Below are 11,766 nucleotides of genomic sequence, written 5' to 3'. Positions count from 1 at the left end.
TATTGCGCCCCGCGCACGGTTCACAAGACCGGCGGAGCGTCAAGTTTGTTGGGAGCGATAACAATTCAGCAACGCGACTGTCACTCCCTGATCATCCAGGGGAAATGACCATGGACGGCAGCCGTCAGCGGGCCTGCAAAGCCGCCGTGCGCGCCTCGGTCAACGCCACCAGATCCGTCGCGGCCAGTTCGAGTTGCAGACCGCGCCGGCCAGCGGAGACATAGATCGTCGGCAGGCCCAGCGCGGAGTCGTCCAGCACGGTCGGCAGTCGCCGGCGCTGCCCGAGCGGGCTGATCCCGCCCCGCACGTAGCCGGTCGCCCGCTCGGCGACCGCCCGCTCGGCCAGCGTCGCCCGCTTGCCGCCGACCGCCGCCGCCAGCGCCTTGAGGTCCAGCTCGCCGGTGACCGGTACGACCGCGACGGTGAGCGCGCCGTCGACCTCGGTCACCAGCGACTTGAACACCCGCTCCGGGGGTACGCCGAGCGCCGCCGCCACCAGCGCGCCGTAGTTCGGCGCGTCCGGCGACACCCGGTACGGGTGGGTGCGATGCGCGATCCCGCGCTTGACCAGCAGTGCCGTTGCCGGAGTGCCCTGTCCCGCCACGTCAGCGAACCTAGTCGACCGGCTGACAGATCAGAACGGTCGGTGCCCCGGCGACCCGGGTGAGCACCAGGCTCGCCGCCGCGTCACCGGTCAACCGCAGGTCCCGCCGGAGCTGCTCCGGAGTGAGCGCGGAACCCCGCTTGAGGATCTCCACCCGCCCGACCCGGCGGTCCCGCAGCAGGGCCCGCAGGCGCTTGAGCGAGAACGGCAGCACGTCGGTCACCTCCAGGCAGCGCGCGTACGGGGTGCGGGTCGGGTGATCGGCGTAGAGGTAGGCGATGCTCGGGTCGCCGAGGGTGGCGTCCAGCTCGCCGGCCAGCTCGGCGACGAGGTGCGCGCGGACCACCGCGGCGTCCGGGTCGTACAGGTAGCGGCGCGTCGGGCCGACCGGAGCCTCGGCGGCGCCCGAGCCGGTGAGCTCGTGGCGGCGGGTCTCGTCGCCGTCCGCTCCCTGCCGGTAGAGCGTGGCGCGGCGGGGCACCTCCGCCAGCTCGCCGCACCAGAGCGCGGCCTCGACCAGGTCGCCGTCCACGCCGACCCACTCGGCCTCCGCGCCCGCCGGGATGAGCGCGTGATCCAGGCCCGGCGCCACCTTGACGACGGTGCGTGGCACCCGCTCGGCGAGCCCGGTGACGAAGTCCCACGGCGGCGAGTAGGCGCGCGGGTCGAAGATCCGCCGCCCGGTGCCGGCCCGGCGACGGGCCGGGTCGCAGAAGACCCCGTCGACCCGGGAGACGTCGAACGTGGTGGCGTCGCCGCACTCGACCGTGAACAGCTCGGCCAGCCCGTGCGCCGCGGCGTTGGCGGCGGCCATCGCGGCGGTCACCGGATCGGCCTCCACCCCGTACACCCGGATGCCGGCGCGGGCCGCGGCGAGCGCGTCGGCACCGAGCCCGCAGCCGAGGTCGGCCAGGGTACGCACGCCGGCCGCGCGCAGCCGGGCGGCCCGGCGGTCGGCGACCACCCGGCGGGTGGCCTGCTCCAGCCCGGCGCGGGTGAGGAACATCCCGGCGGCGGCCGGGCCGAACTTGCCGACCGCCCGATGGCGCAGCTCGGCCTGGGTCAGTGCCGCCGAGGCCAGTGCCGGCGGCACACCGGTCGCGCGCAGGGCCGACGCCGCGACCAGCGGGTCACCGCCGGCCAGCCCGGCCGCCGCCGCGAGCGCGGCCGACCCCTCGGGGGTACGCAGCGCCGCCAACTGGTCGAGATCCACCCGAGCATTGTCCCGGGCCGACCGGACTGGCCGGACAGTGGTGTCAGTCGGTGGGCGTGGCGGCGACGAAGGCCCGCCAGCTCGCCGGGGGGAAGGTGAGCGCCGGCCCGGCCGGGTCCTTGCTGTCGCGCACGGCGACCACGCCGGGCAGGTTGTCGGCGACCTCGACACAGGCGCCGCCGTTGCTGTTGCTGCGGGAGGACTTGCGCCAGGTGACGTAGTCCGGCTTGACCGGGCTCTGCCCGGTCTCGACCGCACTCACGTACGACGATGAATAGTTGATCAGTTTGCCCAGCTCCTCCTGGCTGAGCCCGCGCGCCTGGCGTGCGCGGCGTAGCTGTTCGTGCAGGAACGTCAGTGTCGGTATCCGGGACACTCGGCTCCCCTTTCCGCGGCTTCTGGTGGAGGCAACCGACGGTAGGGAGATGGCCACTCTGTGGCGAGGTGTTCCCGGCGTGTTGCGGTAACGACTGGGCGGATCTGTGGCGACACGGCGAACGGTGCGTTGGCACTCTCCTTGACGGAGTGCTAGCCACGGAATAACCTGCGATTAGCACTCTCACCCTGAGGGTGCCAGCTTCCGGGTTTCACGACCCGGGTGCGAAACGCCAGGCGGACCGGCACCCGCGACGACGGCCCCGCCCGGTGGCATGTGGCAGATTGACGCTGGTCGGCCCCGCCGGCCAGCAACGAAACCAATACCCCAGGAGGGTATGCCCGTGACTACCGCGACCAAGGTTGCGATCAAGCCGCTCGAGGACCGGATCGTGGTCCAGGCGAACGAGGCTGAGACCACCACGGCGTCGGGCATCGTGATCCCCGACACCGCCAAGGAGAAGCCGCAGGAGGGCACTGTCCTCGCTGTCGGCCCGGGCCGGATCGACGACAACGGCAACCGTGTGCCGCTCGACGTCAAGGTCGGCGACACCGTTCTCTACTCGAAGTACGGCGGCACCGAGGTCAAGTACGCCGGCGAGGAGTACCTGGTGCTCTCCGCCCGCGACGTCCTCGCGGTCATCGAGAAGTAAGCAACCGATCAGTGCCATTGCCCCGGTCCGGCTCGCCGGGCCGGGGCAGTGGCGCTTCGAAGGGACATTCATGGCGAAGATCCTGAGCTTCTCGGACGACGCCCGGCACCTGCTGGAGCACGGTGTCAACGCCCTCGCGGACGCGGTCAAGGTCACCCTCGGCCCGCGCGGGCGCAACGTCGTCCTGGACAAGAAATTCGGTGCGCCGACGATCACCAACGATGGTGTGACCATCGCCAAGGAGATCGAGCTCACCAACCCCTACGAGAACCTCGGCGCGCAGCTGGTCAAGGAGGTGGCGACCAAGACCAACGACGTCGCCGGCGACGGGACCACCACCGCGACCGTGCTGGCCCAGGCCATGGTTCGCGAGGGCCTGCGCAACGTGACCGCCGGGACCAACCCGGCCGGGCTCAAGCGGGGCATCGACGCGGCGGCCACCAAGATCTCTGAGGCGCTGCTCGGTCGGGCCGCGGAGGTCACCGGCAAGGAGTCGATCGCGAACGTGGCGACGATCTCCGCGCAGGACTCCACCATCGGCGAGCTGATCGCCGAGGCGATGGAGCGGGTCGGCCGCGACGGTGTCATCACCGTCGAGGAGGGCTCGATGCTCACCACCGAACTGGACGTGACCGAGGGTCTCCAGTTCGACAAGGGCTTCATCTCGCCGAACTTCGTCACCGACCTGGAGGGTCAGGAGTCCGTCCTTGAGGACGCGTACATCCTGGTCACCACCCAGAAGATCTCGGCGATCGAGGAGCTGCTGCCGCTGCTGGAGAAGGTCCTGCAGAACAGCAAGCCCCTGCTGATCATCGCCGAGGACGTGGACGGCCAGGCGCTCTCCACCCTGGTGGTCAACTCGCTGCGCAAGACCCTCAAGGTCTGCGCCGTGAAGGCCCCGGGCTTCGGCGACCGGCGCAAGGCGATGCTCCAGGACATCGCGATCTCCACCGGCGCCGAGCTGGTCGCCCCGGAGCTGGGCTACAAGCTCGACCAGGTCGGCCTGGAGGTGCTCGGCACCGCCCGGCGCGTCGTGGTCGACAAGGAGAACACCACGATCGTCGACGGCGGCGGCCAGAAGGCCGACGTCGCCGACCGGGTGGCCCAGATCCGCAAGGAGATCGAGGCCTCCGACTCCGACTGGGACCGGGAGAAGCTGGCCGAGCGGCTGGCGAAGCTCTCCGGCGGCATCGCCGTGATCAAGGTGGGCGCGGCGACCGAGGTCGAGATGAAGGAGCGCAAGCACCGCATCGAGGACGCCATCGCGGCGACCAAGGCCGCGGTCGAGGAGGGCACCGTGCCCGGCGGCGGCGCCGCCCTGGTGCAGATCCTCCCGGTGCTCGACGACGACCTGGGCTTCACCGGTGACGAGAAGGTCGGCGTCTCGATCGTGCGCAAGTCGCTGGTCGAGCCGCTGCGCTGGATCGCGCAGAACGCCGGTCACGACGGCTACGTCGTGACCCAGAAGGTCGCCGACATGAAGTGGGGCAACGGCCTCGACGCGGCCAAGGGCGAGTACGTCGACCTGGTCAAGGCCGGCATCATCGACCCGGTGAAGGTGACCCGCAACGCGGTCACCAACGCCGCCTCGATCGCCGGTCTGCTGCTCACCACGGAGAGCCTCGTGGTCGAGAAGCCGGAGCAGGCCGAGCCGGCCGCCGCCGGCGGGCACGGCCACGGCCACCAGCACGGCCCGGGTTTCTGATCCGGTAGCGACACCCGTTCCGGGGCACACCGTCGTACGGCGGTGTGCCCCGGTCCGTCTCCAAATCATTACCGCACCCTGACATGGTTGGCGACCCGCCGAGTTGATCGCGCACACTGGGCCGATGAGCACCACGTCGCGCCGGTACGCCGCGCTGGCCGGAGTCACCGCCGCCGCCATCGCGATCGGGATCGCGGAACCGGTGGCGGTGCTGACCGGGCCCCGGTCGGCGCCGCTGGTCGCGGTCGGCGGGGTGGTCGTCGACGCCGTCCCGGAGTCGCTGAAACAGCTCGCCATCGACATCTTCGGCACCGCCGACAAGATCGCCCTGCTGGTCGGCACCGCGCTGCTGCTGGGCGCGTTCGCCGCGCTGCTCGGGGTGCTGGCGGTGCGCCGGTTGGCCCTCGGCCTGGCCGGGATCGCGGCGTTCGCCGCCGTCGGTGCGGCCGCCGCCCTGACCCGTTCCGGCGCGGACGCCGCCGACGCGCTGCCGTCGGTGGTCGGCGGCGGCCTCGGCGCCCTGGTGCTCTGGCTGTTCATTGCCGGTCCGCTGGAGCTGGACCCCTGGCCCTGGTCCCCACCCAGCCCACTCGCGTCCCATCAGCCGGTGACACCGGCACCGGTGTCGCCAGCCGGCCCTTCGGCGGCGGACGGCCGCGCGGTGCCCGGCACCCCACCGGTGCCGTCCGCCTCGCCGGAACCGGCCGTGCCGCCGGTGTCGTCGGCCTCGCCGGGGGCGGCCGTGCCGCCGGTCTCGTCTGCCTCGCCGGGGTCGGCCGTGCCGCCCCCGGAGTCGGCGGCGCCGGGCGAGGGGGTCGATCCGGAGTCACGGCGACGGTTCCTCACCGGCGCCGGGTTGCTGCTCGGCACGGCCACGGTGGCCGGTCTCGGCGGGCGCTGGCTGGCCGGGCGACGCGGGGTGTCCGCCGCCCGGGAGGCGATCCGGCTGCCCGCGCCGGCTGTCCCCGCACCGGCCCTGCCGGCGGGCGCGGACCTCTCGATGGCCCAGCTCGCGCCGTACGTCACCTCGAACTTCGGGTTCTACCGGATCGACACCGCGCTGGTGGTGCCCCAGGTGGACCCGGCGACCTGGCGGCTGCGGATCCACGGGCGGGTCCGTACCGAGCGCACCTACAGCTACGCCGACCTGCTGGCCCGGCCGTTGGTCGAGCGGTACATCACGCTGGCCTGCGTCTCCAACGAGGTGGGCGGGGATCTGATCGGCAACGCCCGCTGGCTCGGCGTACCCCTGCGCGAGCTGCTGGACGAGGTCGAGCCGGAGGCGGACGCCGACCAGGTCGTCGGCCGGTCGGTCGACGGCTGGACGTGCGGCACCCCCACCGCCCTGCTGCGCGACGGGCGGGACGCGCTGCTGGCCATCGGCATGAACGGTGAGCCGCTGCCCGTCGAGCACGGCTTCCCGGTACGGGTGGTGGTGCCCGGCCTCTACGGCTACGTGTCCGCCTGCAAGTGGGTGACCGAGCTGGAGTTGACGCGGTTCGCCGACTTCGACGCGTACTGGGTGCCGCGGGGCTGGTCGGCCCAGGGGCCGATCAAGACCCAGTCGCGGATCGACGCGCCCCGGGCACGCAACCGCCTGACCACCGGCCCGGTGACCGTGGCCGGCGTGGCGTGGGCGCAGCATCGGGGCATCCGCCGGGTCGAGGTACGCGTCGACGGCGGGCCCTGGCAGGAGGCGGAACTCGCCCCGACGGTGTCGGTGGACACCTGGGTCCAGTGGTCGTGGCGCTGGGACGCCACGCCGGGCGAGCACCGGCTCCAGGTCCGGGCGACCGACGCGACCGGCGAGACCCAGACCGAGCGCACTCAGGGCGTCGTCCCGGACGGCGCCACCGGCTGGCACACGGTCACCGTCACCGTCCGCTGACCGCGGTGGCATGCTGGCCAACCGGGGTCAACCGGACACCAGTCCCCGTTAACCTCAGCCGGTGGAGGCAGGGCGTGGCGGCAGGCGCTCCCTGATCCATGGCTACGGTGTTGCGCGCCGAGCCAGCTGGCTGGAGCTCTTCTTCGACCTGGTGTTCGTGGTCGCCGTGTTCCGGCTCGGCCAGCGGCTGGTGGACGATCCGTCGGCCCGCGGAGTGCTGGTCTTCGCCGGTCTGATCAGCGCGATCTGGTGGTTGTGGTTCAGCTTCTCCTATTTCGCCGACCTCTTCGACGACGACCGCCCACCGAGCCGCCTGGCGCAGCTGACCGCGATGCTGGGGGTGCTCGCGTTGGCAGCTTCCCTCCCCGGTGACGCCGCTGCCGACGCCAGCCGCTTCGCGGTGATCTACGGGCTGCTGCTGGCGCTGCTCACCGCGATGTACGCAGTCGTGGGCTGGCTCGATGTCGAGGCACGGGAATTCTGCTGGTGGAACGCGGCCGGCTTCCTGGCCGCCGCCGGGCTCTGGTGTGGCTCGCTCCTGGTGGCCCCACCCGCGCGGTACGGGGTCTGGAGCGTCGCACTCGTCGTCAACGCCACGATCGCCGGACCGCTGGCCTACGCCGTGGTGCGCCGGGCGCCGACGCAGAAGTCCCACATGCCCGAGCGGTTCGGTCTGTTCACCATCGTCGTGCTCGGGGAGGCGGTCCTGTCGGTCGCGAACGGGATCGACGCCACGGGGTGGCGAGGTGTCTCGGTGGCGACCGGGATCGGCGGTTTCGTCATCGCCAGCGGGGTGTGGTGGGTGTACTTCATCGCCACGTTCGACAGCGAGGCGGGAAACCGGGCGCTGCGTGCCGGGCGGCAGGCGGTGGTCCGGAGCTACCTCTACGCCTACGGGCACCTGCTGGTCTACGCGGCGATCGTGACCGCGGGTGTCGCCGTCGAGCTGGCGGCGGAGGAGGCGGCCCACCGGGGGCCCGGACATGACGTGGCCGGGCGGCTGCTGGGCGGTAGTCAGCTGGCGATGATCGCCGGCTGCGTCATCATCTACCGGGGAATCAGCCTGTCGGTCAGCCGCCGGGTGGCGTTGGCTCAGGCCGGGGTGGGCTTCGTCGCGCTGGTGGTCGCGCTGGGGGGACTGCCGCCGCTGGTGGCGGTGTGGCTCATCGCGGCGGCCTGGGTGGTGCTGGCGGTCGTCGAACAGGGTGCCGCGTCGGGCCGGTCACGCTGACGGCCTTCCCGCCGTGGTGCCGCGACCGCTGGTCACGCTCGGGTCGGCCCGACTCGGCTGGCCGCGGCCCGCCCCACGGTTGGAGCACCGTGAAGCGGGCCGCGAGGTGGTGCCGGGCACGTCAGACGGCGATGCGTCCACCGTCGACGGGCAGCACCGCGCCGTGCACGAAGCTCGACCGCTCGGTGGCCAGGAAGGCGACCGCCTCGGCGATCTCCTCGGCCGAGCCGGGCCGGCCGGCCGGTGCCATGGTGGCCAGCTGGTCAAGGTTGTCCCCCATGCCGGCGGTGCCCTCGGTGCGGGTCGGGCCGGGGCTTACCGCGTTCACCCGGACGCCCTGAGGCCCGTACTCGGCGGCCCAGGACTTTGTGAGCAGGACCAGCGCGGCCTTGCTCGACCCGTAGAGGCTCATCCCCGCCTGACCGAACTCGGCGACCATGGTCGTCAGGTTGATGATCGCGCCGTGGCCGCGCTTCGCCATCTCTGGCGCGAGTTCGGCGACCAGGAAGTACGGGGCCTTCACGTTCAGCGCGAACACCGAGTCGAAGTCCTGCTCGGTGGTCTGCTCGGTGGGGCCGAACGGGTAGATACCGGCGTTGTTGACCAGTACGTCCACCTGCCCGACCAGCTCCCTGGTCCGCGCGGCCAGGTACCGGGCCGACGCCTCGTCACGCAGATCGGCGACCAGGAAGTCCGCCCGCCCGCCTGCCGCACGGATCTCCCGGACCACGTCGCCGCCCCGGGTCTCGTCCCGCCCGGAGATCACCACGTGGGCACCGAGCGTGGCCAGCGCCATCGCGGTCGCCCTGCCGATGCCGCTATTGCCACCGGTCACCAGCGCCGATTTTCCTCGAAGGTCTGTCATCGTTTCTCCACCCACATTCAGTTCCGTCAATCGGCGGCTTCGGTCGGGGCTGTCCCGACCAGTGGGTGCAAGTCGTCCAGGGGCTCAGCGTTTCCCATCGCCCTCTGCGGGCTGCTTATGGCCGCCATAAGCACCGCGGTCGTGCAGCTGCCGGAGCTACTCCGGGTCCCGCAGTTCCAGCGCGGCGATGAAATGACCGAGGTCGCGCCGGTGGGAGTCGGCCGGCCAGGCCGCCCAGGTACGCCGGACCAGGGGATGCCCGACCAGCGGTGACCAGGTGACCGGGTCGGGAATCGGTGGTGACCAGTCGGGTGGCGCCAACGCGAAGGCTGCGCCGGCGGTCACCGCGGCGAGCTTCACCGCGGGGATGAGTTCCTGTCCTTCCGGCGCGACAGGCCCGAGATCGAGTCCATGGCTGCGCAGGATCGCGGTGAGTTCGTCGTACCAGGCGGGGCTCCCGGAGCGGGGGAAGCCCACCCAGCTCAGCCCGGCCAGCGCGTCCAGGCGAATCCCGTCGGGCCCGGCGATCTTGGCGGCCGGTTCGGTGGCCAGCAGCACACCCAGCCGTTCCTCGATGACCAGCACAGCGTCCAGGTCCGGGCCGACCGGGCGTTCTCGGACCAGTCCGACGTCGATGTCGCCGGCCCGCAGTGCGGCGACCTGCGCCGCGGTGGACATGTGGCGAGCCTGCACCCGGGTGCCCGGGTAGGCCGCGGCGAGATCGGCCAGCGGTCGGGAGAGTACGTCGGTGGGGAGTTCCAGCGGGATCCCGAGCCTGAGCACGCTGTCGCCGACGGAGGTGTGCCGGGCGACGGCGGCGACCGCCTGGTCGTGCCGGGCGAGCACCGCGCGAGCCTCGTCGAGCAACGTCATGCCCGCCTCGGTGGCCCGCACTCCGGTGCTGCCACGAATCAGCAACTGCACGCCGAGTTGTCGCTCCAAGGCGTTCATGCTCTGCGACAGCGCGGGCTGGCTCACGTGCAATCTGCGCGCGGCCGCGGACAGACTCCCCTCCTCGACGACCGCGACGAACGCCCGCATTTCCCGTATTTCCACCCGCCCATCACATCACGCAGGCCGATGCCCCTCGCGCGGCGAGCCCTCGGGTGCCTGCTCCGCGATGTGCGTCGACGCCGCGCCCCGGTGCAGAGGCGCGGCGTCGCATGTCGGTGTCGCGGAGGTGAGGCCGCTCAGGCGACGTTGCGCTGGGCCGGGACGGTGGACTTGTGCGGGCGGCCCAGCCGGGCCTCCAGGCGGGCCACGTCGACACGGGCCTGCCGGCGGTCCGCCAGGTCCTCCCAGCCGAGGGCGAGGAGCCGCAGCCGCTCCGACTCGCTGAAGCCGCCCCACACGCCGTACGGCTCGCGGACCGACAGCGCGTGCGCGGCGCACTCGGCGCGGACCGGGCAGGCGCGGCAGACGGTCTTGGCGGCGGACTCCCGACGTAGCCGGGAGGAACCCCGCTCGCCGTCGGGGTGGAAGAACTGGGCACTGTCCCGCCCTCGGCAGGCACCGAGCCGCTGCCAGTCCCATAGGTCGACGATGGGTCCGGGCAGTCTACGTACGTTCGACATCAGCACCCCTCCTCCCGCGCGGCACCGCGAGATCCTTTTGGCCGGCTTCCGGGCGGCGGGCCGCGCAGGCGCACCGTTCCCGGCCTGGATGTCTCGGTACCCGGGCTTTCCCCGGCTCACACGTCTGTGATCGAGAACGCCCCAGATGTTGCGGCTTTTGTCCTATCTGTCGGAAAAGTTCGGAGGATTGCCCGGAACCCCCTCCTCAGCCGACCCCGTCATGGTCTGCTCGTTGGCGGAGAGGAGATCACAGTGCGTACCGTTCTTGTGTGCGTTCGGACACCACTCGCGGCCCAGCACCTGACTTCGGCCGCCGCGCGGCTGGGGCTGTCCGCGATCGTTCGTACCGCCGTCTCCGATCCCGAGGTGATGCTGCGGCTGGCCGAGCGACCGGCCGACGTGGTGCTGGCCGACACGGCCCTCACCCGGCCGGACAGCGCGGGCTTCGTCCGCCGGGTCCTGGCCCGCGCGCCGCAGGCGGCGGTCGTGCTGCTCGGCGCCGAGGAGTCCGAGGCGGCGGCGGCGACCATCAGCGCTGGCGCTCGGGGCCTCATCCAGAACGCCGACCATGACCTGACCAGCGCGGTGGCCAAGGCTCTGCTGCTGCTCACCGCGCCCGGCCGGGCGTCCCGGCAACGGATCACCGACCCGGCCCGGGACACCGCGGCGGTCGGCGGGCGCTCCGCGCCGTCGCTGCGCGGCTCGGGCGAGCCCGGCTGGGGCGCCGCGCCCGGCGAGGGCCCGGCGGGTGTGCCGTCGGTGCCGGTGCAGCGGGGCGACGACGAGGTCGAGCCGGCGACCGGTGAGCCGGAAGCGGACCAGACCGAGCCGCCCAGCCCCGCCCCGAGCGCCCGGCCTGCCCGGGCGGTCGGACTCACCGAGCGGGAGCTCCAGGTGCTGCTGGGAATGGCCGAGGGCAAGAGCAATGCGGAGATCGGCCGGGAGCTGTTCGTCTCGGAGGACACCGTCAAGACCCACGCCCGTCGGCTGTTCCGCAAGCTCGGCGCCCGGGACCGGGCGCACGCGGTGGCCGCCGGGTTCCGCGCCGGCCTGGTCGCCTGATCCACCACTCCGACGCGACACGGGCCTGATCGTGCTCGATCCAGGATGTAGTGGCTTCCTCGAACCGGGAAGCCACTGTTTCCTTGTTGCAGCACGATCTTGCCGGCTCGAACACCGGGCCGAACGAGCGGGTGGACCGGGTCAGTCGGCGGCGGGGGTGCCCGGTTCGTCCTCGGTGCCCTCGGTCAGGGTGTCGTGCACCCCGTCGGCGTACCCGCGGGCGTAGTCCCAGGTCACGTAGTGGTCCGGGTCCGGGTCGTACGCCGGCTCGTGCACCCGCGGCCGGCCCGAGTTGAGCAGGTGTCGCAGGTTGCCCCGGAGCAGGTCCCAGTCGAAGTAGTGCGGCTCCCGGCAGTCCTCGCACTCGATCACCAGCCCGCGGACCCCGATGGGCGCCAGCAGCGCCTGGTAGATCTCCAGGTCGGCGAGGTCTTCCAGCACATCCTGCCGCTCGACGTCGGTCAGCGGATCCGGCGTCGCGTCGTCGCCCGGATCGTCCAGCCCCGCGGTCGGGTCGGCCGGGTCGCCGTTGAACGGGTCGATGGGCTCGTCGTGCACCCCCTCACCGTAGACCCAAGTCGGTGGGAGCGTCCGCC

At 72.3% G+C, this 11,766-nt stretch carries 11 protein-coding genes and 2 pseudogenes; 5 read left to right on the top strand and 8 right to left on the bottom strand.

What is annotated here, in order from left to right:
* Positions 1-124 precede the first annotated feature (124 nt).
* The 4 genes and pseudogenes from ybaK to ABZU69_RS13925 form a co-directional block, all read right to left on the bottom strand.
* Positions 125-604 carry a Cys-tRNA(Pro) deacylase gene (ybaK, locus tag ABZU69_RS13940; RefSeq protein ID WP_354964729.1) on the bottom strand — a complete coding sequence of 160 codons (480 nt, stop codon included), beginning with the start codon at positions 602-604 and terminating at the stop codon, positions 125-127.
* Between the two features lie 10 nt (positions 605-614).
* Positions 615-1,817: a methyltransferase domain-containing protein gene (locus tag ABZU69_RS13935; protein WP_354964728.1), complete on the bottom strand. Its 1,203-nt coding sequence runs from the start codon at positions 1,815-1,817 to the stop codon at positions 615-617.
* A gap of 43 nt (positions 1,818-1,860) precedes the next feature.
* Positions 1,861-2,028: pseudogene (locus ABZU69_RS13930) on the bottom strand (DUF397 domain-containing protein); the annotation flags it as partial.
* Between the two features lie 15 nt (positions 2,029-2,043).
* Positions 2,044-2,193 (bottom strand): annotated as a pseudogene (locus ABZU69_RS13925) (helix-turn-helix transcriptional regulator); the annotation flags it as partial.
* A 337-nt stretch (positions 2,194-2,530) separates the two neighbouring features.
* Here ABZU69_RS13925 and groES point away from each other — a divergent pair.
* From groES to ABZU69_RS13905, 4 genes are all read left to right on the top strand, one after another.
* The gene (gene groES, locus ABZU69_RS13920; RefSeq protein WP_084757526.1) at positions 2,531-2,845 is read left to right on the top strand and encodes a co-chaperone GroES; all 315 of its coding nucleotides are present in this window, start codon (positions 2,531-2,533) and stop codon (positions 2,843-2,845) included.
* A gap of 70 nt (positions 2,846-2,915) precedes the next feature.
* Positions 2,916-4,550, top strand: a complete 1,635-nt coding sequence (groL, locus tag ABZU69_RS13915; RefSeq protein ID WP_354964727.1) for a chaperonin GroEL — start codon at positions 2,916-2,918, stop codon at positions 4,548-4,550.
* 124 nt (positions 4,551-4,674) lie between these two features.
* Positions 4,675-6,438 (top strand): molybdopterin-dependent oxidoreductase, encoded by a 1,764-nt coding sequence (locus tag ABZU69_RS13910; protein ID WP_354964726.1) that lies wholly within the window; start codon positions 4,675-4,677, stop codon positions 6,436-6,438.
* A 61-nt stretch (positions 6,439-6,499) separates the two neighbouring features.
* Positions 6,500-7,669, top strand: coding sequence for a low temperature requirement protein A (locus ABZU69_RS13905; RefSeq protein ID WP_354964725.1), 1,170 nt, complete (start codon positions 6,500-6,502; stop codon positions 7,667-7,669).
* Between the two features lie 121 nt (positions 7,670-7,790).
* Here the strand turns inward: ABZU69_RS13905 and ABZU69_RS13900 are convergent, their stop codons facing one another.
* From ABZU69_RS13900 to ABZU69_RS13890, 3 genes are all read right to left on the bottom strand, one after another.
* Positions 7,791-8,534 carry an SDR family oxidoreductase gene (locus ABZU69_RS13900; protein ID WP_354964724.1) on the bottom strand — a complete coding sequence of 248 codons (744 nt, stop codon included), beginning with the start codon at positions 8,532-8,534 and terminating at the stop codon, positions 7,791-7,793.
* Positions 8,535-8,690: 156 nt separating this feature from the next.
* Positions 8,691-9,590, bottom strand: coding sequence for a LysR substrate-binding domain-containing protein (locus ABZU69_RS13895; protein WP_354964723.1), 900 nt, complete (start codon positions 9,588-9,590; stop codon positions 8,691-8,693).
* Between the two features lie 134 nt (positions 9,591-9,724).
* Positions 9,725-10,108 carry a WhiB family transcriptional regulator gene (locus tag ABZU69_RS13890; protein ID WP_354964722.1) on the bottom strand — a complete coding sequence of 128 codons (384 nt, stop codon included), beginning with the start codon at positions 10,106-10,108 and terminating at the stop codon, positions 9,725-9,727.
* 252 nt (positions 10,109-10,360) lie between these two features.
* Here ABZU69_RS13890 and ABZU69_RS13885 point away from each other — a divergent pair, with 252 nt between their 5' ends.
* The gene (locus ABZU69_RS13885; RefSeq protein ID WP_354964721.1) at positions 10,361-11,170 is read left to right on the top strand and encodes a LuxR family transcriptional regulator; all 810 of its coding nucleotides are present in this window, start codon (positions 10,361-10,363) and stop codon (positions 11,168-11,170) included.
* A gap of 141 nt (positions 11,171-11,311) precedes the next feature.
* On the opposite strand, the gene ABZU69_RS13880 is transcribed toward ABZU69_RS13885, so the two are convergent.
* Positions 11,312-11,728 (bottom strand): DUF5319 domain-containing protein, encoded by a 417-nt coding sequence (locus ABZU69_RS13880; RefSeq protein WP_354964720.1) that lies wholly within the window; start codon positions 11,726-11,728, stop codon positions 11,312-11,314.
* Positions 11,729-11,766: the final 38 nt, after the last annotated feature.

Origin of the sequence: Micromonospora sp. NPDC005206, assembly GCF_040608175.1 — a bacterium.
In the GTDB taxonomy this organism is placed as follows: domain Bacteria; phylum Actinomycetota; class Actinomycetes; order Mycobacteriales; family Micromonosporaceae; genus Micromonospora.
Note: the sequence above shows the minus strand (reverse complement) of the source record. Positions and strands in the feature narration are given on the sequence as shown.

Excerpts from the sequence above, each read along its gene's own strand:
- ABZU69_RS13900 (WP_354964724.1), bottom strand. The coding sequence starts at position 8,534 with ATGACAGACCTTCGAGGAAAATCGGCGCTGGTGACCGGTGGCAATAGC.
- ABZU69_RS13890 (WP_354964722.1), bottom strand. The coding sequence starts at position 10,108 with ATGTCGAACGTACGTAGACTGCCCGGACCCATCGTCGACCTATGGGAC.
- ABZU69_RS13910 (WP_354964726.1), top strand. The coding sequence starts at position 4,675 with ATGAGCACCACGTCGCGCCGGTACGCCGCGCTGGCCGGAGTCACCGCC.
- groES (WP_084757526.1), top strand. The coding sequence starts at position 2,531 with ATGCCCGTGACTACCGCGACCAAGGTTGCGATCAAGCCGCTCGAGGAC.
- groL (WP_354964727.1), top strand. The coding sequence starts at position 2,916 with ATGGCGAAGATCCTGAGCTTCTCGGACGACGCCCGGCACCTGCTGGAG.